The organism is Phreatobacter oligotrophus (assembly GCF_003046185.1).
In the GTDB taxonomy this organism is placed as follows: domain Bacteria; phylum Pseudomonadota; class Alphaproteobacteria; order Rhizobiales; family Phreatobacteraceae; genus Phreatobacter; species Phreatobacter oligotrophus.
The window spans coordinates 432,669-455,175 of sequence record NZ_PZZL01000003.1 but is presented as its reverse complement, the minus strand read 5'-3'; the positions used below and the strand labels follow the sequence as shown (position 1 = coordinate 455,175).

19 protein-coding genes are annotated in these 22,507 nt (G+C 70.0%); 7 read left to right on the top strand and 12 right to left on the bottom strand.

The window, feature by feature from the left end; translation table 11 throughout:
- Window positions 1-72 precede the first annotated feature (72 nt).
- From C8P69_RS09280 to C8P69_RS09270, 3 genes are read right to left on the bottom strand one after another with little or no spacing between them, the layout of a single operon-like run.
- Window positions 73-849 carry a HesA/MoeB/ThiF family protein gene (locus C8P69_RS09280; RefSeq protein WP_108176332.1) on the bottom strand — a complete coding sequence of 259 codons (777 nt, stop codon included), beginning with the start codon at window positions 847-849 and terminating at the stop codon, window positions 73-75.
- Window positions 849-1,439: a thiamine pyrophosphate-dependent enzyme gene (locus tag C8P69_RS09275; RefSeq protein ID WP_108176330.1), complete on the bottom strand. Its 591-nt coding sequence runs from the start codon at window positions 1,437-1,439 to the stop codon at window positions 849-851. The genes C8P69_RS09280 and C8P69_RS09275 overlap by 1 nt, the downstream gene beginning before the upstream one ends.
- A complete protein-coding gene (locus C8P69_RS09270; protein ID WP_108176574.1) occupies window positions 1,436-1,975 on the bottom strand; it encodes a phosphonopyruvate decarboxylase in 540 nt (179 codons plus the stop codon). The genes C8P69_RS09275 and C8P69_RS09270 overlap by 4 nt, the downstream gene beginning before the upstream one ends.
- Between C8P69_RS09270 and C8P69_RS09265 the strand changes: the two genes are divergently transcribed.
- Complete coding sequence (locus tag C8P69_RS09265; protein WP_342750200.1) at window positions 1,865-2,983, top strand: NAD(P)-dependent oxidoreductase; 1,119 nt, start codon at window positions 1,865-1,867, stop codon at window positions 2,981-2,983. The two genes, C8P69_RS09270 and C8P69_RS09265, sit on opposite strands and share 111 nt — an antisense overlap.
- Before the next feature lie 140 nt (window positions 2,984-3,123).
- Here the strand turns inward: C8P69_RS09265 and C8P69_RS09260 are convergent, their stop codons facing one another.
- From C8P69_RS09260 to C8P69_RS09250, 3 genes are read right to left on the bottom strand one after another with little or no spacing between them, the layout of a single operon-like run.
- Window positions 3,124-3,501 carry a helix-turn-helix domain-containing protein gene (locus C8P69_RS09260; RefSeq protein WP_108176326.1) on the bottom strand — a complete coding sequence of 126 codons (378 nt, stop codon included), beginning with the start codon at window positions 3,499-3,501 and terminating at the stop codon, window positions 3,124-3,126.
- A 9-nt stretch (window positions 3,502-3,510) separates the two neighbouring features.
- A complete protein-coding gene (locus tag C8P69_RS09255) occupies window positions 3,511-3,813 on the bottom strand; it encodes a type II toxin-antitoxin system HigB family toxin (RefSeq protein ID WP_108176324.1) in 303 nt (100 codons plus the stop codon).
- Between the two features lie 48 nt (window positions 3,814-3,861).
- The gene (locus C8P69_RS09250; protein WP_425440752.1) at window positions 3,862-5,478 is read right to left on the bottom strand and encodes an ABC transporter substrate-binding protein; all 1,617 of its coding nucleotides are present in this window, start codon (window positions 5,476-5,478) and stop codon (window positions 3,862-3,864) included.
- A 191-nt stretch (window positions 5,479-5,669) separates the two neighbouring features.
- Here C8P69_RS09250 and addB point away from each other — a divergent pair, with 191 nt between their 5' ends.
- Entirely contained in the window at window positions 5,670-8,753 is a 3,084-nt protein-coding gene (addB, locus tag C8P69_RS09245; protein WP_108176322.1) for a double-strand break repair protein AddB, read from the top strand.
- Complete coding sequence (gene addA, locus C8P69_RS09240; protein ID WP_108176320.1) at window positions 8,750-12,187, top strand: double-strand break repair helicase AddA; 3,438 nt, start codon at window positions 8,750-8,752, stop codon at window positions 12,185-12,187. The genes addB and addA overlap by 4 nt, the downstream gene beginning before the upstream one ends.
- A 6-nt stretch (window positions 12,188-12,193) precedes the next feature.
- Here addA and olsA read toward each other — a convergent pair whose 3' ends face one another.
- The 5 genes from olsA to acuI form a co-directional block, all read right to left on the bottom strand.
- Complete coding sequence (gene olsA / locus C8P69_RS09235; RefSeq protein WP_245901950.1) at window positions 12,194-13,057, bottom strand: lyso-ornithine lipid O-acyltransferase; 864 nt, start codon at window positions 13,055-13,057, stop codon at window positions 12,194-12,196.
- Complete coding sequence (locus C8P69_RS09230; protein WP_108176318.1) at window positions 13,044-13,469, bottom strand: Fur family transcriptional regulator; 426 nt, start codon at window positions 13,467-13,469, stop codon at window positions 13,044-13,046. Before C8P69_RS09230 ends, olsA begins: the two co-directional genes overlap by 14 nt.
- 69 nt (window positions 13,470-13,538) lie before the next feature.
- A complete protein-coding gene (locus tag C8P69_RS09225) occupies window positions 13,539-14,912 on the bottom strand; it encodes a TAXI family TRAP transporter solute-binding subunit (RefSeq protein ID WP_108176316.1) in 1,374 nt (457 codons plus the stop codon).
- A gap of 82 nt (window positions 14,913-14,994) precedes the next feature.
- Complete coding sequence (locus C8P69_RS09220; RefSeq protein ID WP_108176314.1) at window positions 14,995-15,477, bottom strand: hypothetical protein; 483 nt, start codon at window positions 15,475-15,477, stop codon at window positions 14,995-14,997.
- A gap of 61 nt (window positions 15,478-15,538) precedes the next feature.
- Window positions 15,539-16,525, bottom strand: coding sequence for an acrylyl-CoA reductase (NADPH) (gene acuI, locus C8P69_RS09215; protein WP_108176312.1), 987 nt, complete (start codon window positions 16,523-16,525; stop codon window positions 15,539-15,541).
- Window positions 16,526-16,693: 168 nt separating this feature from the next.
- On the opposite strand from acuI, the gene radC reads away from it, so the two are divergent.
- Together radC and C8P69_RS09205 are read left to right on the top strand one after the other, a co-directional pair.
- The gene (gene radC, locus C8P69_RS09210; RefSeq protein ID WP_108176310.1) at window positions 16,694-17,419 is read left to right on the top strand and encodes a RadC family protein; all 726 of its coding nucleotides are present in this window, start codon (window positions 16,694-16,696) and stop codon (window positions 17,417-17,419) included.
- Between the two features lie 38 nt (window positions 17,420-17,457).
- The gene (locus C8P69_RS09205; RefSeq protein ID WP_108176308.1) at window positions 17,458-17,787 is read left to right on the top strand and encodes a hypothetical protein; all 330 of its coding nucleotides are present in this window, start codon (window positions 17,458-17,460) and stop codon (window positions 17,785-17,787) included.
- A gap of 6 nt (window positions 17,788-17,793) precedes the next feature.
- On the opposite strand, the gene C8P69_RS09200 is transcribed toward C8P69_RS09205, so the two are convergent.
- The gene (locus C8P69_RS09200) at window positions 17,794-19,008 is read right to left on the bottom strand and encodes a TadE/TadG family type IV pilus assembly protein (RefSeq protein ID WP_108176306.1); all 1,215 of its coding nucleotides are present in this window, start codon (window positions 19,006-19,008) and stop codon (window positions 17,794-17,796) included.
- Between the two features lie 206 nt (window positions 19,009-19,214).
- On the opposite strand from C8P69_RS09200, the gene C8P69_RS09195 reads away from it, so the two are divergent.
- A complete protein-coding gene (locus C8P69_RS09195) occupies window positions 19,215-21,797 on the top strand; it encodes a ligase-associated DNA damage response DEXH box helicase (protein WP_108176304.1) in 2,583 nt (860 codons plus the stop codon).
- Window positions 21,798-21,825: 28 nt separating this feature from the next.
- Window positions 21,826-22,503 (top strand): ligase-associated DNA damage response endonuclease PdeM, encoded by a 678-nt coding sequence (gene pdeM, locus C8P69_RS09190; protein ID WP_108176303.1) that lies wholly within the window; start codon window positions 21,826-21,828, stop codon window positions 22,501-22,503.
- Window positions 22,504-22,507: the final 4 nt, after the last annotated feature.

Below are 22,507 nucleotides of genomic sequence, written 5' to 3'. Positions count from 1 at the left end.
CATGAGCCGTGTCAAAGGCGTGGTTGCGCGCCACAAGGGCGGGCATGACGCGGTGGGGTCGTGCTCCAAACCTCAGCGCGCCGACGTACCGTTCAGCGGGTTGTCCGGGTCCCAGCGGTAGCGGACCGTCTCGAAGCGCATGGCGCGCGTGTCGATCATCAACAGACGGCCGACGAGCCCCTCGCCGAAGCCGGTGATCTCGCGGATCACTTCCAGCGCCATCATCGAGCCGACAATGCCGGTGAGCGCGCCGAGGATGCCGGCCTCCTGGCAGGAGGGCACGGTGCCCGGCGGCGGCGCGTCCGGGAACAGGCAGCGATAGGTCGGGTTCGGGCGACCATCGGGCCCGGACTCGTGCGGACGCAGCGTCGTCAGCGTGGCGTCGAAGGTGCCGACCGCGGCGGTCACCAGCGGCTTGCCGGCATGAAAGCAGGCGTCGGAGACGGCATAGCGGGTGGCGAAATTGTCGGAGCCGTCGGCGACGATGTCATAAGGCCCGAGGAGGTCCGGCGCATTGTCCGGCGTCAGCCGCGCGACATGGGAGACGACCTCGACATGCGGGTTGAGCCGGCGGATCGCATTGGCCGCGCTCTCGGTCTTGAGGATTCCGACATCCTCGCTGCGATGGATGACCTGGCGCTGCAGGTTCGACAGCGCCACCGCGTCGTCGTCGACGATGCCGATCGTGCCGACGCCCGCCGCCGCAAGATAGAGCAGCAGGGGCGCGCCCAGTCCACCGGCGCCGATGACGAGCACTTTCGCCGCCTTCAGCCGCTGCTGGCCAGGGCCGCCTACCTCGCGCAGGACGATGTGGCGGGCGTAGCGCTCGAGCTCTTCGGCCGTGAACATCAGTCGATCGACAGGCCGAGGGCCTGCCGCACGCGGACGCGGATGGCATGGCCGTCGCGGGTCGGCAGCACGCGCTCGCGCTCGGCCTGGTCGATCTTCACCACCGCGACACAGGGGCCGTTGCCAAGCGAGGTAGCGCGGCCCGCCAGCGCCTCGACATCGCCGATCTCGGCGATGGCGCGGGCATCCTGGATGCCGGTGGCGGCCGCGACGGCGGCGATGTCGGTGACCACGCTGTGGCTCGCCTGGCCGCCAGTCTCGCCATAGAGGCTGTTGTCGAGGACGACGACGGTGAGGTTCTTCGGCGCCTGGACGGCGATGGTGGCGAAGGAGCCGAGGCCCATCAGCATCTCGCCGTCGCCGGTGACGGCGATGACCGGCGTATCGGGCCGGGCGAGCGCGATGCCGAGCGCCATCACGGCGCAGCCGCCCATGGCGCCCCAGAGATAGACGTTGCGGTCATGGTCGCCGCAAGCCGCGACGTCATAGGTCGGGGAGCCGAGGCCGGTGACGACGATGGCGTCGCCGCGGTCCTGCAGAAGGCGGGCAACGACAGCGCGGCGGTCGAGGCGGGCGGGGGTCGCGCTCATTTCACGAAGACCTTGGCACCGATGAGCTGCTGGCCGAGCAGCACGGCGACGGCATTGCCGCCCTCATAGGCCATCCGCGCGGCGGCAGCCGCCGTCGGGCCGACCGCGTCGGGCGTATCGGCGCGCATGACATGCACGCCCATCAGGCGGAAGGCGTCGGGCGTGCCGGTGCCCATCGGCACCTGCCACGGATTGAACTCGCCATACTCGCCCCGCATCGTCACGAAGGTGAGGAAGGGGCCGCCCATGTTGCGCACCAGCGACAGCATGTTCACGCAGTTGCCGACGCCGGAGGACTGCATGAGCAGGCAGGCGCGGTCGCCGCCGAGCCAGGCGCCGGAGACCAGCGCCACGCCCTCCTCTTCCGTGGTGAGCGGAATGGCGACCATGCCGGCATCGTCATGGACGGCACGGATCAGCTGGGCATGGCCGCCGTCCGGCACATAGGTGACCTGCCGGACATGCGCGGCCTTCAGGGCGGCAAAGATGTCCATCGGCCAGCCGGCGGGCGAGGCATGCGCGGCCTGGGGGTGCATGGCATTCATGGGCTGGATAGGCTCCCCGTCCTTCGCGAGGGCCGGACCATGACGCCAGCCCCCGCCCGACACAAGAGGACCACGGGGAGGACAGGCATGACCATCGGTTTCGTCGGACTGGGCAAGATGGGGCGGGGCATGGCCTCGAACCTGCAGACCAAGGGCTTCTCGCTCATGGTCCATGACGTCGTCGAGGCGCCGATGACGGCGCTCGAGGCGCTGGGGGCAAAGCGCGGCACGCCGGCCGAGATCGCCGCTGCCTGCGACATCGTGGTCACCATGCTGCCGACCGGCAAGGAGGTGGCGGAGGTCGTGCTCGCCCCCGGCGGCATCCTCGACCATGCCAGGCCCGGTACGATGATCCTCGACATGTCGACCATCGATCCGGAGACCACCGACCGCCTCCACGAGGAGACGCGGCGGCGCGGCATGACGGCCGTCGACGCACCGGTCGGCCGCCTCGCCTGGCATGCCGATCGCGGCCAGAGCCTGTTCATGGTCGGCGCCGATGACGCCGACTACCAGCGCGCCCTGCCGCTGCTGCAGGCCATGGGCACGACGATCCACCATTCCGGCGGGCCGGGCGCAGGCACGCGGATGAAGCTGGTCAACAATTACCTCGCCATCATCCTCTGCCAGCTCAATGCCGAGGCCCTGTCGCTGTCGCAGCGCTTCGGGCTGGATCTCGGCAAGACGCTGGACGTGCTCTACGGCACGACGGCGACCAACGGCCAGCTCAAGGTCAACTGGCCGAACAAGGTGCTGGCCGGGGACACGGAGCCGGGCTTCTCCATCGACCTCGCCCACAAGGACCTGACGCTGATCGTCCAGGCGGCCAACGCCGCCCGGGTACCGGTCCCAGTGGCGGCGGCGGCCCGCGAGGCCTTCTCGCAGGCCCGCGCCCGCGGCTACGGGCAGAACGACTTCTCGGCCATGGTGGACGTCGCCTGCGACATCGCCCAGATCGAGCGTGCGCGCCTGCCGAAGGGCTATACGCCGCCGGCGTGAGAGGGCCACAGGTCCCTCATCGTCTGGTCGTCACACCGCCCGTCATGCCCGGGTTTATCGCGGGCATGCGGTGCAGGCGGCGCCGGGTTCCATAGGCCATTCGGCGCGCAGGGCGAGACCGCGATGTCGTGTGGCTATGATCAGGAGGCGGCCGCAACAGGCGCGTAGGGCTCGATCAGCGGCTCCGCCGGAATTCCCCAGACCTTGGTCAGCTTGCGGACCATGTCCATGGTGAGGGTGCGCTTGCGCGAGAGGATCTCGGAGGCCCTGGCACGCGATCCGAGGAGGGCGGCGAGGTCTGCCTGGTTCCGCCCGGTCCAAGCCATGTGGGCCTTGATCGTCTCGACCGGATCGGCGGCCCGCAAAGGATGGCGCGCCTCCTCGTAGCGTTCGACAAGTGTCGTGAGGATATCGAGCCGGTCGGCCTCCACCGAACCCGGCACAGCATCCCACAGCCGTTCGATCTCGCCGAGCGCGCGGCGGTGGTCCTCGTCGGTCCTGATGGGTCGAAGATCCACGGCAGCCTCCTAATACTGCGACACGGTGAGCGCATCGATCCGGTCATATTCGGCATGCGAGCCGATGAACTTCACGAAGGCGATCTGCAGGTCGAAACGAAAGGCGACGACCAGTCGGAAGTCGCCGCCGCTCACCTCGAAGCGGACCCGGTCGCCGCTCAGCACTTTGGCTTTGGAAAAGGCCGCCTGAACCTCCTGCGGGGTGGCCCAGTTCGCCCTTCTGACCATCCGCTGCCAATGGTCCACTGACGCCGCCGTCGGCGGAGGCCGATCGGCGAACGCCACAAGGGTGCTGCGCGCAATGATCCGCATGGGGAAACCCTAGCATGTTCCCGTGGCGGGAACAACTCTGGCTTCGTCTCACCCCAGCGTCGTCAGGTCCTGGAACCAGTGCTGGGCCTGGGTGTAGCTCGACACCTTGGGGTTCGCGACATGCGGGTTGGTGTCGTGGACGACCCAGACGAGCAGGGCGTCGTCGACGACCTTCTCGTGGACCTTGGCCATCAGGGCGTTCTGCTCGCTCTCGACCGTGGTCGCCAGCGCGTCGTCGATCAGCTTGTCCACGTCGGGGTTCTTGTAGTGGCCCCAGTTCACGCCGACCGGCGCGATCTGGCCCGAATGGAAGAAGCGGATGAAGGCGTAGAGCGGGTCGGAGGTGAGATAGGCGACGTTGTTGGCGGTGATGCCGCGCAGGGACTCGTGCGCCGCGCCCTGGCGCCAGGCCTGGTAGAGCGGCTCCAGCTCGACGACGCGGAAGTCGACCTCGATGAAGGCCTCCTTGAACATCTGCTGGCAGAGCTCGTTGATCGGCAGCGACAGCATCTGCCCCGAGCCCGACGAGGCGATGATGAACTGCGTCTTCAGCGGGTTCGAGCGCGAGTAGCCGGCTTCCGTCATCAGCTTGCGGGCGCCGTCCACGTCATACTTGATCTCGAAGCTCGGCTTGCCGAACCACGGATTGGTGCGGTCCACCTGGCCATAGGCGGGCTTGGCGAGGCCGCCCATCAGCTCCACCACCGAGGCGCGGTCGATGGCGAGGTTCGCCGCGCGGCGGGTGCGGATGTCGGTCCAGGGCGAGCCCGGCAGGGTCGACAGGTGATAGTTCCACACATGCGGCGTGACGTTGTCGATCAGCCGGAAGCCGGCCTGCCGAAGGCGTGGCATTACGTCGGGGGCGGGCGCCTCGATGAAGTCGACGGTGCCCGCCAGCATGGCGTTGGTGCGGGTGATCGGCTCCGGCAGGCAGGACAGGACGATGCGGTCCGCCTTGGCGATGCGGCTCTTGTCCCAGTAGTCGGGATTGCGGACGAGCTCGGCGAATTCGCGCGGCTGAAGGCGGGCGAGGCGGAACGGGCCGGTGCCCGAGGGCTGGAGCGCAAACTTCTGCCAGTCGCGGCCGACCTTCTCGAATTGGGCCGGGCTGGAGACGAGGAACCAGAGCATCTGGTAGGGGAAGAAGGCGTCGACCGTGCGGGTGGTGACCTCCACCGTCATGGCGTCGACCTTGCGGTAGCTGGCGACCGAGGGCAGGCGCGCGCGGACCTGCGAGGACTGGCGCTGGTCGAAATGCGGCGCCTGGTTGTTGAGGACCTTCTCGAAGTTCCAGATCACCGCGTCGGCGTCGAAGGCGGAGCCGTCATGGAACTTGACCCCGTCGCGCAGCTTGAAGACCCACTTCTTCTTGTCGGCGGGATCGGTGGCCCAGCTGGTGGCGAGGCCGGGCACGAGCTTGCCGGGGCGGTCGGCGACATTCATCTCCCAGGCGACCAGCGGGTCGTAGAGGGTGTGGCCGGTGAACTGGTAGCCGCCGGCGCCGCGGTCGGGCTGGCCGGTGGTCTGGGGAATGTCCGCCATGGAGATGCCGTAGCGGATGACCTTTTCCTGGGCTTGCGCGGCGCCCGCGGGCAGCATGGCGAGACCCGAGGCGGCCGCGAGACCCTTCATGAGGTCGCGGCGGTCGATGCGATCAATCGTCATGGGAAAACTCCGGCTCGAGGACCCGGAGAGGCTAGTTGCAGTGCAACATCTGTCGAGACGAAGATATGCGCTGCCTTTGAACAGGCTTTGGGCAGTGTCGTGGTATCACCGACCAGACAAATGTCAGCAATGCTGCGTTCCTGTGCAGTGGCGAACTTGTCGCAGGCCCTGCGCCGGGGCACGACTAGGACATGCCGACTCACCCCCGCGTCCTGACCATTCCCGCCTCCCGCCCGCATCTGAAGGTGCTGGCCGAGGCGATCCTCGCCGGCGAGGTCATTCCCGGCTGGCCCGACCGCGCGGACCCGCTGTCGCTCGCCGCCGGGACCATCCTGCTGCCGAACCGACGGGCCTGCCGGGCCATGCGCGACATCTTCGCCGAGCTGGCGACGGAGGGCGCGGTGCTGCTGCCGCGCATCGCCCCGATCGGCGATGTGGACGAGGAGGAATGGGCCTTTGCCGACCCAATGCCGCTGGACGCGCTCGGCCTCGATGCCATCGGCCCGGAAGTGCCGGCCATGGACCGCCGGCTGACGCTGGCCACCCTCGTGCGGCACTGGGCGGCAAGCGTCGACAAGGCGATCCTCAGGCTGCAGCCCGATGACCCACTGATCGTCTCCACCGGCACTGCCGATGCCCTGGCGCTGGCCGCCGACCTCATGCGGCTGATGGACCAGGTCGCCACCGAGCGGGTGCCGTGGGCACAGCTCGACACCATCGTGGATTCCTCCCTCGACCCGTTCTGGCGGATGACGGCGGAGTTCCTGCGCATCGCCCGGGAGGCCTGGCCGGCCCATCTCGCCGAGAAGGGGCTGGAGGAACCCGCCATCCGCCGCGACCGGATGATCGCGGCCGAGGCCGCGCGCCTCGCAACCCTGCCCGGCCCGATCATCGCCGCCGGTTCCACAGGCTCGATCCTCGCAACCCGCGACCTGCTGCGCACCGTCGCCCATCATCCGCGCGGGGCCCTGGTGCTGCCCGGCCTCGACATGGATCTCGACGCGGCCGGCTGGGAGGCGATCGATGCCGAGGGGGGCGCCGCATCCCACGCCCATCCGCAGTTCGGCCTGAAGCGGCTCATCACCCATGTCGGCATCGACCGGGACTCCGTCACGGTGCTAACGCCGCCCGCGCCCCATGGCCGGGAGGCGCTCGTGTCGGAGGCGATGCGGCCGGCGGCGACCACTGACCGCTGGGCGGCAGGCGGCATCGCCATTGCCGATGCGGCGCTCGACGACATCACCGTGATCGAGGCGTCGAACGAGCGCGAGGAGGCCCTCGCCATCGCCATCGTCCTGCGCGAGGTGGCGGAAGACCCCGCGCGTGAGGCCGCCCTCGTCACGCCGGACCGCGAGCTTGCCCGCCGCGTCATGGCCGAGCTCGGGCGCTGGAATGTCGCGGTCGATGATTCCGGCGGCCGGCCGCTGACCGGCACGGCTGGGGCGACGGTGGCGCGGCTTTCGGCAGCGCTGGCCCTGCAGGAGCCGGCGCCGGCCGACCTGCTGGCCTTGCTCGACCATCCGGCCGTCGGGCTTCACAGGGTCGAGGGCGCGGCAGCGGCGCGCGATGCCGCCATCGCCGCCATCGAGCTCAAGGCGCTGCGCGGCCTTCGCCCGCCGGGCGGGCTCGCGGGCTTCCTCGGCATTCTCGACGAGGCCCTGCCGAGCGGCCGGTCGCGGCCCGAGCGGCCGGCGAGCCGGGTCACCGAGGACGCGCTGGCGGGAGGCCGTGCGCTGCTCGGCGCGACCATCGCCGCGCTCGCGCCGCTGGCCGCCATGGAGGGCGAGGCGCCGCTGGCGCGCCTTGCCGCCGCCCATCTCGCCGTGCTGGAAGCTCTCGGTCTCGATGCCTCCGCCACCGGCGCGGAGGCCGTGGCCGATCTCCTCAAGCGGCTTGCCGGGTCCGCGGCGGCAGCGGCCTTCACGCTGCGGGCCGCCGATTATCCCGCCGCCCTCGACGCGCTGATGCAGACGGAAACGGTGCGCCTGCCGGGCAATCCCGGCGCGCGCATCCGCATCCTCGGCCTCGTCGAGGCGCGCCTACTCGCCGTCGACTGCGTCGTCATGGCCGGTCTCGTCGAGGGCTCCTGGCCGGGCGAGGCGAAGCTCGACCCCTGGCTGAACCGCGCCATGCGCGCCAGTTTCGGCATCGATCCGCCGGAGCGGCGCGTCGGGCTCGCGGCCCACGATTTCTGCCAGCTCATCGGCCAGCCGCAGGTGGTGCTGACCCGCGCCACCAAGGCGGGCGGCGTGCCGACCGTGCCGTCGCGCTGGATGCAGCGGCTTGCCGCCGTGCTCGGGCCGGAGCGGTGGCGATCGTTGATCGGCCGCGGCCAGCGCATCGTCGATCTCGCCGGGCGGCTCGACATGTCCGAGGGTGGGCCCCGGCCGGCCCTTCGGCCGAACCCCGCGCCGCCGCTGGCGCTGCGTCCCACCCGGCTGTCGGTCACCGAGATCGAGACGCTGCAGCGCGATCCCTATGCGGTCTATGCCCGCCATGTGCTGAAGCTGAACCCGCTCGAGGCGCTCGACCAGGTGCCGGGCGCCATCGAGCGCGGCATCGTCATTCACGGCGCGCTCGACGCCTTCACCAAGGAGGCCTCGCGCGGGCCCGTCGCCGATCCGGTCGGACGGCTGGTCGAGCTCGGCCGCGCCGCCTTCGAGCCCTATTGGGACGACCCGTCGGTGCGCGCGGTCTGGTGGCCGCGCTATCTGAGGATCGCGGCCTGGTTCGCCGGGGCCGATGCCGACCGCCGCCGGCGTTTCGTCGCCACCCATGCCGAGCGCGAAGGCTTCCTTGAATTTCCGACGCCGGCGGGCCGGGTGTTCCGCCTCACCACCAAGGCCGACCGGATCGACGTGACCGAGACCGGGACGGCGGAGATCGTGGACTACAAGACGGGCTCGCCGCCCACAGACAAGCAGGTCAAGTCCGGCCTTGCACCGCAGCTGGCGCTGGAAGGCGCGGTGCTGAAGGCCGGCGGCTTCGCCGAGATCCCGGCTGGCCTCACCGTCACCGGTCTGGTCTATGCCAAGCTCGGCGGGCGGGACCCGGCCGGCGAGTTTGCGACGGTGAAGCTCGACACCAATGCCGAGACGCTGATCGCCGAGACGCTGGACGGCCTGCGCGATCTGATCGCGGCTTACGAGGACGAGCGCCGCGGCTATCTCTCCTGGGCCATGCCGCAATATGTCGGCGGACGCTCCGGCGACTACGCCCATCTCGCCCGGGTCAAGGAATGGTCGACCGGCGCCGCCGGGGGAGAGGACTCATGAGCCGATCCCTCGTCGCCCCGCCGGAAGCGGTCCTCGCCCAGCGTGCCGCCTCCGATCCCGCCCATTCCGCCTGGGTCTCGGCCAATGCCGGCTCGGGCAAGACCTTCGTGCTGGCGCGCCGGGTCGTGCGGCTGATGCTGGCCGGCACCAAGCCCGGCGCGATCCTCTGCCTCACCTTCACCAAGGCCGCGGCGGCGACCATGGCGAACCGCGTCTTCGAGCTGCTCGGGCGCTGGGCGCTGATGGACGACGCGACGCTGGGCCAGACGCTGCACGAGCTCGACGGCCAGCATCACGGCACGGCCGAGCTCGCGCGGGCGCGGCGGCTCTTCGCCGAGGCGCTGGAGACGCCGGGCGGCCTCAAGGTGCAGACCATCCACGCCTTCTGCGAGCGCGTGCTGCACCAGTTCCCCTTCGAGGCCAATGTCGCCTCGCAGTTCCAGGTGCTGGACGAGACCGCCCATGCCGATCTCGTGCAGCGGGCAAAGCTCGAAGTGCTGCTGGAGGCCGCCGCCGATCCCGATGGCCCCATGGGCCGGGCGCTGGCCTATCTCTCGACCATCGCCGCGGATTCGACGGTGGATTCGCTTCTCGGCGAGGCTCTGGCTGCGCGCGAGGCCATGGAGCGCGACGTTGCCACGCGCGGCGGGCTCGATGCGGCCATGGCCGGTCTCGGCGACATGCTGGGGGTCCTGCCGCACGAGACCGAGGCGGCGCTCGCTGCCGCCATCGTGGACGAGGCCGATCCGCCGCTGAGCGAATGGCCGTCGGTGGCGGAGGCGCTGCTCGCTGCCTCTACCGCCGAGACGGAGGTGAAGTTGGCCGCCAAGTTTCGCACCGCTTCGGCAAACGCGGCAACGCGCGCCGAAACCTATGAAGGCATCTTCCTCACGGCTGAAGGCACCCCCCGCAAGACGCTCCTCACCAAGGCCGCCAGGGCTAAGCTCGCCTCCCTCGCCGAAGCGCTCGACCGCGAGCAGGCGCGCATCGCCGACCTGCGCGCCCGGCGCAAGGCGGCGCGGCTGAAGGAGGGCACCGCCGCCCTGCTCACCCTCGCCCAGGCCATTTCGACGCGGGTGGAGGCCGAGAAGGCGCGGCGCGGCGCGCTCGATTTCGCCGATCTCATCGCCCGCACGCGCGACCTCTTTGCGGGCGGCGCCGCCGGCTGGGTGCTCTACAAGCTCGACCAGGGCATCGACCATGTCCTCGTCGACGAGGCGCAGGACACCAGTCCCGACCAGTGGCAGATCGTCGAGGCGCTGATCGCCGAGTTCACCGCCGGGATGGGCGCCCGCGGCCAGAACCGCACGCTCTTCGTGGTCGGCGACGAGAAGCAGTCGATCTATTCGTTCCAGGGTGCCGAGCCGCGCAAGTTCACCGAACTGCGCGAGGCCTTCCGCCGCCGGTTCGAGGCTGCGAACCAGCCCTTCAATCCGCGGATCAGCCTCAATTTCTCCTTCCGCTCCACCTCGGCCGTGCTGGAGGCGGTGGATACGCTGTTCCGCGATGGCGACGCCCGGCGGGGCCTGTCCTATGACGATAGCGCCGCCATCGTGCATGAGGCGGCACGCCGCGAGGCCCCCGGCCTCGTCGAGCTATGGCCGGCCATCACCCCGGAGCCGCGCGAAGAGGCCTCGCCCTGGACCGCACCGGTCGATGCGCCAGGCCTCGGCGATCCCGCCACGCAGCTCGCCGCGCGCATCGCCCGCCACGTCCGCATCTGGATCCGCGACGGCCATCGCCTGCCGGACCGCGACCGGCCGATCCGCGCCGGCGACGTGCTGATCCTCGTGCGGCGCCGCGGACCGCTGTTCGAGAGCATCATCCGCGCGCTGAAGAACGAGGGCGTGCCGGTGGCCGGCGCCGACCGCCTCGTGCTCGGCGAGCATATCGCCGTGATGGACCTCCTGGCGCTGGGCGACTGCCTCCTCACCCCCGACGACGACCTGTCGCTCGCCGCCGTGCTGAAAAGCCCGCTCATCGGCCTCTCGGAGGAGGAGCTGCTCGAACTCGCCTCGGGGCGCGACGGCTCGCTCTGGGACGCGCTGGTGGCCGACGAACACCCCGCCATGGCGACGCTCGCGCGGTGGCGCGAGGAGGCCCGCACCCTCTCGCCCGCCGATTTCTATGGCCGCGTGCTCGGCCGGGACCGAAAGCGACGGGCCATGCTCGCCCGCCTCGGCTCGGAAGCGGCGGATGCGCTCGACGAGTTCATGGCCATGGCGCTCTCTTTCGAAGCGTCGGAGATCCCGACCCTGAGGGGCTTCCTCGGCCGGATGCGCGCGAGCGAGCTCAATGTGAAGCGCGACCTCGAGCTCGGCCGCGACGAGGTGCGCGTCATGACCGTGCACGGCGCCAAGGGCCTCGAGGCCGACATCGTCTTCCTCGCCGACACGACCGGAAAGCCGGGCACCAGCCACGAACCGAAGATCTTCGAGATCCTGCCGCCGAACAGCCCGGTCGGTACGCCGCCGCGGCTCGTCTGGTCGCCGGGCTCGAAGGCCGACGTGCCGCTGGTGGAGACCGCCCGGCTCGCGCATCGGGCGGCGCAGGAAGAGGAGTACCGGCGGCTGCTCTATGTGGCGATGACTCGCGCCGCTGACCGCCTCATCATCTGTGGCGCCCGCTCGCGCAAGACAGAGACCGGCGTCTGGTACGACATGATCGATGCGGCGCTTGGCGCGCATTGCGTCGAGGAGGAGGCCGATGACGGCGAGGGCCCGGTGAAGCGCTGGCGGCGCGGCACGGCCGTGCCGGCCATCCGCGAGGCCGTCGCTGCCACGGCGACCGAGGCCCTGCCCTTGCCGACGATCCTGACGCGGGACGCACCGCCCGTGCCCCTGCCCTTGCGCACCATCACGCCCTCGGGCCTCGGCAAGGAGACAGCCGTCCGCCGGATGGCGCCGGAGGCAGCGGCCAATCGCGAGGCCGCGATCCGCCGCGGCACGCTCATCCACCGGCTGCTGCAATCGCTGCCCGATGTGGCACCGCAGGGCCGCGCCGCGGCGGCGGAGCGCTTCCTGCGCGCCCAGGCAGACCTGCCTACGGACCAGCAGGAGCGCTATGCCGCCGAGGCGCTGCGGCTGATGGAGGATCCCCGCCTTGCGCCCCTTTTCGGGCCGGGCAGCCGCGCGGAGGTTCCGGTAGCCGGCCGGATCGGCGGGCGGCCGGTCTCCGGGCAGATCGACCGGCTGGTGGTGACGGCGGAGCGGATCATTATCGCCGATTTCAAGACCAATGATCCCGCACCGCGCCATGCCGAGGGCGTGCCGCCCGCCTATGTGGCGCAGCTGGCGCTCTATCGGGCGCTGCTGGCGCGCATCCATCCGGGCGTGCCGGTGGAGGCCTGGCTCATCTGGACGACGGTGCCGGATGTGATGGCGATCGAGACGGCGCGGCTCGACGCGGCCTTCGCCGAGCTGGGTCTCGGGTGAGGCGCCTCAGCGGGCGATGGCGGGCAGGTCCTCGTCCTTGCCGGTGAGGGCGGCGGAATGCATCTGCCGGACGCGCTGCTCGAGGAACTGGGCAATGACCTTGCGGTCCGTCGCGGGATCGAAGGGGATCGGGTTGCCGAAGATGAGGTCGACGTCGACGGCGCCGTCCTTCAGCAGGTCCCAGGCGTGGGGCACCATGTCGATGTCGCCGACCCAGGCCATGCGCGGCCGGTGCTGGCGCCCCGAGGGCAGGCCGTTCAGCCGGCGATAGGCCAGCGCGATGGGCTGGATCCAGACCGTCTCGCCGGTCGCCTTGGCGAGGCTCTCGGCCGCGCCGATCAGCGCCGGGCGAAAGCGGATGATGCGGTTGCCGTCGGACGAGGTGCCCTCGGCGAAGAGCACGACGGGCTCGCCCTCGCGCATCCGCGCGATCATCTCCTCGGCGGTCTGCGAGGTGGTCTGGCGGCGGTCGCGATCAACGAAAATGGAGCGCTGCAGGCGGGCGAGATAGCCGAAGACCGGCCATGTCGCGATTTCGGACTTGGCGACGAAGGAGACCGGCGCGAAGGCGCCGAGCACCATGATGTCCAGCCAGGAGACGTGGTTCGGCACGAAGAGCGCCGGCCGGTGCGTCGTCGCCTCCCCGCGCACGGTGACGCGGGCGCCGACCGCGCGCAGCACCACGCGGTGAAAGACCATCGGGATGATGCGGCGGGCGCCGAGGCCGAAGCCGTGGGCGATCATCTGCGCCGGCAAAAGGATGAGCGCGGCGAGGATGAGGATCGCCAGCCAGAACGAGGCACGGATCGTGTCGAAGATCGTTGGCCCGCCGCGCCCGAATTCGGTGCCCGGCTTGTCAGGATTCGTCATCGAGCGGCACGCAATAGAGTTCCAATCGGTGGTCGACGAGGCGGTAGCCGAGTTTGCGGGCGATCTCGGCCTGCAGCCGCTCGATCTCTTCCGACTGGAATTCCACCACGCGGCCGGAGCGCAGGTCGATGAGGTGGTCGTGGTGCGATTCGGGGATCGTCTCGTAGCGGGCGCGGCCATCGCCGAAGGCGTGGCGGGTGATGATGCCGGAATCCTCGAAGAGCTTCACCGTCCGGTAGACCGTGGACAGCGAGATGTTCGGATCGATCGCGCTGGCGCGGCGATAGAGTTCCTCGACATCGGGATGATCGTCGGCCGCCTCGATGGTGCGGGCGATGACGCGGCGCTGATCGGTCATCCGCATGCCCTTGGCGATGCAGGCTTCCTCGATCGAACTGGTCCGGGGTTCCATCCGGGGCGCGGCCACCACCGTCCTCCTCCAACGCTGCGGCCGATCCTATAGCGAGCGCGGGCGAGCGCGTCACCCCCGCGGGAAGCCGCCGGCCGCCGCCACGGCCACCGGCAGTGCGGGCTGCCGGGTTTCCTCGGCCGGCGCGTCGTCCTCGGCCATGGCGAGGGAGCGCCTGCGGTCGGCAATGGCGGCGTTCAGCCGGTCCAGCGCCAGGGTGAGCGTGGCGAACTGGGCCGAATCGAAGCCAGGCTGCTTCGAGGCCTCCACCGCCTCGACGAAGATGTCGTCGGCGCGCCCGGCAATGGCGTCGAGCACCTCGTTGTCATCGGTGGCGCGCACGTCGCGCAGCAGCAGCAGGACCTCCGGCAGGCGGCCGGGATCCTTCTCGCGCTTGCCGAGGCCGAGATAGCCGGCGACCGCCGCGAGGGCCGAGCCGCCGAGCGAGAGACCGAAGATCGTGAGGTAGAGGATGTCGCTGTACTTCTCGATGAAGGTCTTCTGCTCGCCGGTGAGATAGGCGAGCGCGCCGGGGTGGACCTGCACGGACGAGCCCTTCTCGGTTTCCGGCACTTCCAGCCGGTTGGCGGCCGGGTGCTGGATGGCGAGCGCCGGTCGCTGGGTGAAGAGCTGCTGGGTGAACTCGGCGACGACCGCGTCGTCGAGGCCACGGCGGGCGACGAGATAATGGACGACGCCGAGGGTCGGATAGGTGTCGGCCGGCCGCGGCGGGTTGGAACCGAAGGAGCCCGCCACCACCTCGATGCTCTCGAGGAAGGGCACGCGCTCGGCCACCGCGTCGGCCTCGCGCACCGGGACGAGTTTAACGGCGCCCTCGGGCGTCTCGCGGACGATGCCGGCAATGGCGTCCTGCACCGGCTTGGCGGTGGTCGGGCCGATGGTGACCATCGCCTCGATCTGCCGGTTGCGGATGGCATCGCCCGCCTCCCAGGGCGGCACCTCGACGATGCGCACGCTGGCGGGCTGGACGCCATGCTCGCGCAGGATCGTCTGGATGAGCCGGTTGTTGAAGCCGATGCCGCGGCCCATCACGCCGATGGTGCGGTTGCTCAGGTCCGTCCAGCGCTGGATGCCGGAGCTCACCGGCGCAACAAGGATGACGGGGTTGCGCTGCCACACGGCCACGGCCTGGGCCGAGGCGGGGAAGGAAATATCCGTGCGGACGATGGCGAAGTCGACATCCTCGCGCTCCAGCTTGGCGGCGCTGTCGGATGGCGTGTCGGCGGAGACGAGACGCAGGCGGACGCTTGAGCGCTCCCGCTGCAATCCGAGGCGGAAGGCGTCGACGAGCTTCGCTGCCTCGGACCCGGCGGGTCCGACGGCGATGGTCACGGTGGTCGGCCGGTTGTACCAGAACGTGCCGAGGGCCAGGCAGCCGATCAGCGCGCAGACGACCGAAAAGATGGTGAGCCGGGTGCGGGACATGAGTGCTCAGGGTCCGCAGGGATCATGGCTCTTTTGCGGTGCGAATACCATCGCCCTGACGAGGATGTGACAAGGCTCCGCATCAGCGGCGGCGCGGCCCGTCCTCGATCATGATGGAGGGCACGCTGCTTGGCGGCCGGCGGGTCGCCCGATCGATGCGCGCGCGCTCCTCGTCGGTGAGCGGACGGCGCACCCGCGCCCCCTGGACCTGGCGGGCGGAGGATGCGGCCCGCGCCTCGGCCTCCAGCTGATCGCGCCGCATCGAATCGCGTTCGCGGCGCTGGAGCTGCTGCTGGCGGCGGATCGTGTCGAGATTCTGCTGCTGGATGCGCTGCTGGTTGGCCTGGAAGGCGTCGAAATCCCGCCGCTGCTGGTCCTGCTGGCGCAGGATCTCGAAATGCTGCTGCGCCGGATTGCCGAAGGAGGGCGGCGCCATGCCGGGCGCCGGCGGCGGATAGCCGGCCTGGCCTAAGGCCGCATGAGGCGCGAGGGCAAGGCCGACCATCGCGACGATGGCAGGGACGAGAAAGAGGCGGGCCGAGGCCGCCGATGCGCCTTGGGGCATGGGCATGATCCGTGTCGGACGGGGAACGCGACCCTCGCGCTCCCCGTTCCGGCCCGGCAACTCAATCGATCGTGACCACGACACGGCCGCGGATGCGGCCCTCGAGGATCGCGGCACCAGCCTCGATGACGCCTTCCAGCGGAATGGTCGAGGTGATGCGGGCCAACGCTTCGCGGTCCAGTTCGGCGGCGAGGCGCGACCAGGCCTCCAGCCGGAGGGCCTTGGGCGCCATGACGGAATCGACGCCGAGCAGCGAGACGCCGCGCAGGATGAACGGGGCGACGGAGGCCGGCAGGTCCATGCCCTGGGCGAGGCCGCAGGCGGCGACCGCGCCGCCATAGCGGGTCATGGCCAGGACATTGGCGAGGGTGTGCGAACCGACGGAATCGACGCCGCCGGCCCAGCGCTCCTTGCCGAGCGGCCGGCCCGGGGCGGAGAGTTCGGCGCGGTCGATGATCTCGGCGGCACCGAGCGATTTCAGATAGTCGGCCTCCTGCGGGCGGCCGGTCGAAGCGACGACGTGATAGCCGGCGCGGGCGAGCAGCGCTGTCGCCACCGAACCGACGCCGCCGGCAGCGCCGGTGACCACGATGGGGCCGCGATCGGCGGTGATGCCATGGCGCTGCAGGGCCATGATACAGAGCATGGCGGTGTAGCCGGCCGTGCCGATGGCCATGGCCTCGGCGGGCGAGAGCCCGGCGGGCAGCGGCACCAGCCAGTCGCCCTTGACGCGGGTCTTCTCGGCATAGGCGCCGAGATGGGTCTCGCCGGTGCCCCAGCCGTTGAGAATCACCTGATCGCCCGGCTTGAAATCGGGATGGGTCGAGGTCTCGACCGTGCCGGCGAAATCGATGCCGGGGATCATGGGGAAGCGACGGACCACCGGCGCCTTGCCGGTGAGCGCGAGGCCGTCCTTGTAGTTGAGGGTCGAATGGGAGACGCGAACGGTGACGTCGCCCTCCATCAGATCGGCCTCGTCGAAGCGGCCGAGGCTCGCTGTCGTGCCGCTGTCGCCCTTGGTGACCACCACCGCCTTGAACGTCGCCATGTCTGTCTCCTCGTCCGGCGGACAGTCCCCCGCGGCGGGACGAAGGGCAAGCGTGGGCTTGTCCGACAATCGGAGGATGGCGGCAGGCCCGCGGCCATCCGGAAAGCTCCGAAGGGCTGTGTCCCTCTGGCTCGGCTACCGTCGCGTGCAGAGGGGCGGGGCTGGCCGATGGACGAGGATCCGAAGGCGATGGAGGCAGGGAGCCGGGGATTTGCCGAGGTCCCGCACTTCCATGGCCATCGCGACCGCCTGCGCAGCCGTTTCCGCGAGGCGGGCGCCGAGGCCCTCGCCGACTACGAACTGCTGGAGCTGATCCTCTTCCGCGCCATTCCGCGCCGGGACGTGAAGCCGTTGGCCAAGGCGCTGCTGAAGCGCTTCGGCTCCTTCGCCGATGTCATGGCGGCGCCGGAGGCGCGGCTCGCGGAGGTCGATGGCGTCAGCGCCGCGGTGGCGACGGAGCTCAAGCTGGTCCAGGCGGCGGCGCTCCGCATCGGCCGGGCGGCGATCGCCGGCCGTCCGGTCCTGTCGAGCTGGACCGCGCTCATCGACTATTGCCGCACCGCCATGGCCTTTTCCGAGCGCGAGCAGTTCCGCGTGCTCTATCTCGACCGCAAGAATGCGCTGATCGCCGACGAGGTGCAGGGCGAGGGAACGATCGATCACACGCCGGTCTATCCGCGCGAGGTGGTGAAACGGGCGCTGGAACTCTCCGCCACCGCGGTGATCCTCGTCCACAACCACCCGTCGGGCGACCCGACGCCGTCGCGGCCGGACATCCTGATGACGCAGCAGATCATCGAGATCGCCAGGCCCCTGGGCATCACCGTCCATGACCACATCATCGTCGGGCGGGCCGGCCATGCGAGCTTCCGGGCGCTGAAGCTCATCGCCTGACATTGCGGGCCCCAACCGGCCGGCGTAAGGCGGGGCCCATGACCGCTCTGGCCCGCTGCTTTCTCGCCGCGCTCCTGCTTTCCGTTCCGGCCGCACCCCCGGCCGTGGCGCAGGATCCTGCCGCCTTCGCCGCGGAGAAATGCTCGCGCTACCGGCAGGCGACGGCGGATGCATTGCGGCGCTGGGGCCGCGAGGGCCTCAGCGCCGAGTTTTTGTCCGCCCATGCGGCCTTCATCGACGGCGGCTGCCAGGGACCGCCGTCGATCTGCCCCCGGCCGGGCCGCGAGACCGACTTCGCCAATGCGATGACGGTCCGGGCGATGAATGCCGGCATGGCCAGCACCTTCCTGCCGTGGGCCTGTCGCTAGCCAGCGCTAGCGGATCAGGCGGACCGAGACCGAGCCCGACGTGGTCGGGTTGAGCGCGGTGTTGGTCGACAGGCGCCAGTCCAGATTGTTGAAGATGATCGTGTTGGTGACGATCTGCACCTTCGAGCCGTTGATGGTCGAGGTCGAGTTCCACGTCACGTCCCGGCGCGGCAGATAGATGAGGCCGGAAATCTCCTCGCTCACCGAGGAGTTGAACACGTACTGCACGGTGTTCGTGCTGGTGCTCGGCTCGAACATCAGGATGTTGGCATAGGTGCCGGAGGTCGGCGCGGTCAGCTTCGAGGTGATGCCGCCATTGAAGCGGATCTCGGAGTTCGTGTCGGGGAAGTAGAAGGTGACGCCGGTCCCCTCGATCGTCGAGTTGGCGTTGATGATCATCCGGCCCTTGATGATGTGGAGGCCGGGCTGGAAAACGATGCGCGGCGAGCCGTTGAAGGTCAGGTCGCACCAGACCGAACCGGCCGGCATGGTATGCGAGCCGCCCCCGGCCGGCGGATCATAGACCTGCTTGGTATTGGAGCAGGCGCCAACCGACGGGGTCGGCAGCTTGCCGGCGTGAGGGTCGACGGCTGCTGCGCAGCCGGTCTGGATCGGCAGCGGGCTCGACGTGTTCTTGATGATGTTCGTGCCCTGGATGCAGAAGGTCTTGAGGTTCAGCGTCGTGCCGGCATTGAAGATCGCCGCGGGCGAGGCGGTCGAGCGGACATGGACCTCGCAGTCCGGCGCATTGATCTTGGCGCCCGAGTTCACCAGCAGGGCCTGCGAGGTGTTCGGCGCAAGGGCGAAGATGCAGGGCAGCGACGTCGTCGTGCCGGCGGTCTGGGTGCGCAGCGCCGTGGCGGTGGCGGTGATGTCGACGGACCGGGTGCCGACCACTGCCATGAAGGTGGTGGGAATGGTGGCGGTCGCGGTGCCGGCGACCTGGCTGCCGTTGACGGTGAAGCTGGCGGTTGCGCCGCTCACGCCGGACTGGCTGCGGAAATAGCTCGAGGCGGTCGCGATCTCGGTGCCGGTACTGCGGGCGCCCGCCAGAACGGCGGCATCAAGCTCGGCTTGCAGCTCGGTGCGCTGCTGGGAGATGCGGGAATAGTCGACGCCGGCGCCCACCGTGGCGAGCAGCGGCAGGGCGGCGATGCCGAAGGTGATGGCGATGTTGCCGCCGGTGGAGCGGCGGAACCTGTCGAGGAAGGCGAGGATCATGGGTGTGGTCCCGGCGAGGGTGTTCGATGCCGGGACGATGCCCAAGACGCGAGAAACGACGGTTAACGTCGCGGCAGTTGTGCAATCTTGTATGGCAGTTTCATTTTCCAAGGTGAATCCGGGGATAACGACACGCCAGAGCTGCTGTTTCCTTAGGCAAAGGTTGGCCCCTTGCAACGCCGGGGTTCTCCTTTAGTTCTGTGTGCATGCCGTCGCTCCCCGCACCCGAGGCGCGCCCCTCGCCGCTGCCGCCCCGCTTTCACGCCTGGTTCGCCGCGCGGGGATGGGCGCCGCGCGACCACCAGCTCGACCTGCTGGCGCTGGCGCAGGAGGGCCGGTCGGCCCTGCTCGTCGCCCCGACGGGCGCCGGCAAGACGCTGGCCGGGTTCCTGCCGTCCCTGGTCGATCTCGCCGAACCGCGCGCCGCGCCGGTCCGCACGGCGCCCGTCGGCCGGGCGCCCCCGCCGCGCGAGAGGGGGCTCCACACCCTCTACATCTCGCCGCTGAAGGCGCTCGCGGTCGACGTTGCCCGCAACCTCTATGCGCCGGTCGAGGAGATGGGACTGCCCATCCGCATCGAGACGCGCACCGGCGACACGCCGGCCTCGAAGCGCCAGCGGCAACGATCCGATCCTCCGGAAATCCTGCTGACGACGCCGGAACAGCTCGCCCTGCTGCTGGCCAGCGCCGACGCGCCCTACCTGTTCGGTTCGCTGAAGCGGGTGGTGCTGGACGAGCTCCATGCGCTCGTCACCTCGAAGCGCGGCGACCTCCTGTCGCTGGGCCTTGCCCGGCTGTTCACCCTCGCGCCGGGCATGACGACCGTGGGGCTGTCGGCGACGGTGAAGGACCCGGCCGACCTCGCCCGATTCCTGACGCCCCAGGGCGGAGACGCACCCCCGGCCGCCGTGGTGATGGCGGCGGCCGGCGCCAAGCCCGATGTGTCGATCCTCGAAACGGCTGAACGGCTGCCCTGGGCAGGTCATTCCGCCCGCCATGCCGCGGGCGAATTGTACGAGGCCATCAAGCAGCACCGCACGACGCTGGTCTTCGTCAACACGCGCAGCCAGGCGGAGCTGCTCTTCCAGCTGCTCTGGACCATCAATGACGACGGGCTGCCCATCGCACTCCATCACGGGTCGCTGGACGTGGCCCAGCGCCGCCGGGTCGAGGACGCCATGGCGGCGGGACAGCTGAAGGCGGTGGTCTGCACCTCCTCGCTCGATCTCGGCATCGACTGGGGCGACGTGGACCTCGTGCTCAATATCGGCGCGCCGAAGGGGTCGAGCCGGCTGATGCAGCGCATCGGCCGCGCCAACCATCGGCTGGACGAGCCGTCGCGGGCGGTTCTCGTGCCGGCCAACCGCTTCGAGGTGATGGAGTGCCGCGCGGCACTGGAGGCCATCGGCGATGGGGCGCAGGACACCGAACCGCTCAGGCGCGGCGCCCTCGACGTGCTCTGCCAGCACGTGCTCGGCATGGCCTGCGCCGGCCCCATCGGCGAGGAAGCCCTGCTCGGCGAGGTGCGTTCGGCCGCGCCCTATGCCGATCTCGACGCGGCGACGTTCCACGACGTCATCAATTTCGTCGCGACCGGCGGCTATGCGCTCCGGACCTATGATCGCTTTGCCAAGATCCGCCAGGACAAGAAGGGCCTGTGGCGGGTGGCGCACCCCTCCATCGCCCAACGCTACCGCATGAATGTCGGCACGATCGTGGAATCGCCGATGCTGCGGGTGCGGCTGGTGCGGAGCCGGCAAGGGGCCTCCGGCTATTCCGGACCGATCGGCCGGGGCGGGCGGGTGCTCGGCGAGATCGAGGAATATTTCGTCGAGGGCCTCGTGCCCGGCGACACCTTCGTCTTTTCCGGCGAGGTGCTGCGCTACGAGGCGCTGGTGGAGAACGAGGTCTATGTCTCGCGCGCCACCTCGCGGGAGCCGAAGGTGCCCTCCTATGCCGGCGGCAAGTTCCCGCTATCGACCTTCCTCGCCGAGGGCGTGCGGCGGATGCTCTCCGACCCGAAGGAGTGGGCCAAGCTGCCGCCGCAGGTGGCCGAATGGCTGGAGCTCCAGCGCAAGGCGTCCCTCATTCCGCGGCGGGACCAGCTCCTGGTCGAGACATTTCCGCGCGGCGACCGGTTTCACCTCGTCGCCTATCCCTTCGAAGGGCGCCTCGCCCATCAGACGCTCGGCATGCTTCTGACCCGGCGGCTGGAGCGATGGGGCCTTCGCCCCATGGGCTTCGTGGCCAACGACTATTCGATTTCGGTCTGGGGCCTGTCGGATCTCGGCGCGGCCGTGGCGCGCGGCGACCTGTCGATGGATGCGCTCTTCGACGAGGACATGCTGGGCGACGATCTCGAAGCCTGGCTGGAGGAAAGCCCGCTGATGAAGCGGACCTTCCGCACCTGTGCGGTCATTGCCGGCCTGATCGAGCGCCGCCATCCCGGCAAGGAGAAGTCCGGCCGGCAGGTCACCGTCTCGACGGATCTCGTCTACGACGTCCTCAGGCGCCACGAGCCGAACCACCTGCTGCTGCGGGCCGCCCGCGCCGATGCGGCCACCGGCCTCCTCGACATCGCCCGGCTCGGGCAGATGCTGTCACGCATCCGCGGGCGAATCGTGCACATTGGCCTCACGCGCATCTCGCCGCTGGCGGTGCCCGTCATGCTGGAGATCGGCCGCGAGCCGGTCTATGGCGAGGCGGGCGAGGCCCTGCTGCAGGAGGCGGAGGCCGCCCTTCTCGCGGAAGCGGGGATCGAAGGACCGGCCTTCGGTGAGGTGGGCTGACGTGCAGCGCTTTCGATTCGGATCCGTCATGACGCCTTCGCCTGTCCCCGAGACGGTGGTCACCGTCGCCGGCCGCAGCTTCATCGCGGACGGATCGGGCGTGCTGTGGTGCCCGGACAGCGGGCTGATGGTCGTCGCCGACCTGCATCTCGAGAAGGGCTCGTCCTTCGCCGCGCGGCGCATGATGCTGCCGCCCTACGACACCGGACAGACGCTGACGGCGCTCGCCCGCGTGGTGGCACGGCTCAAGCCACGGACCATCGTCTCGCTTGGCGACAGTTTCCACGACCGCGCCGGTCCGCTGCGCATGGCGGAGGCTGACCGGGAGCGGCTGAAGGCGCTGCAGGCCGGCCGGACCTGGATCTGGGTCGCGGGCAATCACGATCCGGCCCTTGAAGGCGACATGACCGGCGAATTCCTCGATTCCTTCGCCGATGGGCCCCTTCGATTCGTCCACGAACCGACCGCGGGCCGGGTCATCGGCGAGATCGCCGGGCACCTTCATCCCTCGGCGCGGATCAGCGCCCGCGGCGGCTCGGTGCGGAGCAAGGTTTTCGTTTCATGTGAAACACGGCTGGTCATGCCGGCCTTCGGCGCGCTGACCGGCGGGCTCGACGTGACGTCGCCGGCGATCCGCTCGCTCTTTCCCGGACAGATGGGGATGATTGCGCTCGGGCGGCAGCGCGCCTATCGCGTCGCCGCCTGACGCC

What these genes read in the sequence shown, in the direction of transcription:
- addA (WP_108176320.1), top strand. Translation starts at nt 8,750, where the DNA reads ATGAGCCGATCCCTCGTCGCCCCGCCGGAAGCGGTCCTCGCCCAGCGT.
- C8P69_RS09270 (WP_108176574.1), bottom strand. Translation starts at nt 1,975, where the DNA reads ATGCACCCCCAGGCCGCGCATGCCTCGCCCGCCGGCTGGCCGATGGAC.
- C8P69_RS09205 (WP_108176308.1), top strand. Translation starts at nt 17,458, where the DNA reads ATGACCGCTCTGGCCCGCTGCTTTCTCGCCGCGCTCCTGCTTTCCGTT.
- pdeM (WP_108176303.1), top strand. Translation starts at nt 21,826, where the DNA reads ATGACGCCTTCGCCTGTCCCCGAGACGGTGGTCACCGTCGCCGGCCGC.
- C8P69_RS09225 (WP_108176316.1), bottom strand. Translation starts at nt 14,912, where the DNA reads ATGTCCCGCACCCGGCTCACCATCTTTTCGGTCGTCTGCGCGCTGATC.
- olsA (WP_245901950.1), bottom strand. Translation starts at nt 13,057, where the DNA reads ATGACGAATCCTGACAAGCCGGGCACCGAATTCGGGCGCGGCGGGCCA.
- C8P69_RS09275 (WP_108176330.1), bottom strand. Translation starts at nt 1,439, where the DNA reads ATGAGCGCGACCCCCGCCCGCCTCGACCGCCGCGCTGTCGTTGCCCGC.
- acuI (WP_108176312.1), bottom strand. Translation starts at nt 16,525, where the DNA reads ATGGCGACGTTCAAGGCGGTGGTGGTCACCAAGGGCGACAGCGGCACG.
- C8P69_RS09265 (WP_342750200.1), top strand. Translation starts at nt 1,865, where the DNA reads ATGGCCGCCGTCCGGCACATAGGTGACCTGCCGGACATGCGCGGCCTT.
- addB (WP_108176322.1), top strand. Translation starts at nt 5,670, where the DNA reads ATGCCGACTCACCCCCGCGTCCTGACCATTCCCGCCTCCCGCCCGCAT.
- C8P69_RS09280 (WP_108176332.1), bottom strand. Translation starts at nt 849, where the DNA reads ATGTTCACGGCCGAAGAGCTCGAGCGCTACGCCCGCCACATCGTCCTG.
- C8P69_RS09200 (WP_108176306.1), bottom strand. Translation starts at nt 19,008, where the DNA reads ATGATCCTCGCCTTCCTCGACAGGTTCCGCCGCTCCACCGGCGGCAAC.
- radC (WP_108176310.1), top strand. Translation starts at nt 16,694, where the DNA reads ATGGACGAGGATCCGAAGGCGATGGAGGCAGGGAGCCGGGGATTTGCC.
- C8P69_RS09230 (WP_108176318.1), bottom strand. Translation starts at nt 13,469, where the DNA reads ATGGAACCCCGGACCAGTTCGATCGAGGAAGCCTGCATCGCCAAGGGC.
- C8P69_RS09220 (WP_108176314.1), bottom strand. Translation starts at nt 15,477, where the DNA reads ATGCCCCAAGGCGCATCGGCGGCCTCGGCCCGCCTCTTTCTCGTCCCT.
- C8P69_RS09255 (WP_108176324.1), bottom strand. Translation starts at nt 3,813, where the DNA reads ATGCGGATCATTGCGCGCAGCACCCTTGTGGCGTTCGCCGATCGGCCT.
- C8P69_RS09250 (WP_425440752.1), bottom strand. Translation starts at nt 5,478, where the DNA reads ATGACGATTGATCGCATCGACCGCCGCGACCTCATGAAGGGTCTCGCG.
- C8P69_RS09195 (WP_108176304.1), top strand. Translation starts at nt 19,215, where the DNA reads ATGCCGTCGCTCCCCGCACCCGAGGCGCGCCCCTCGCCGCTGCCGCCC.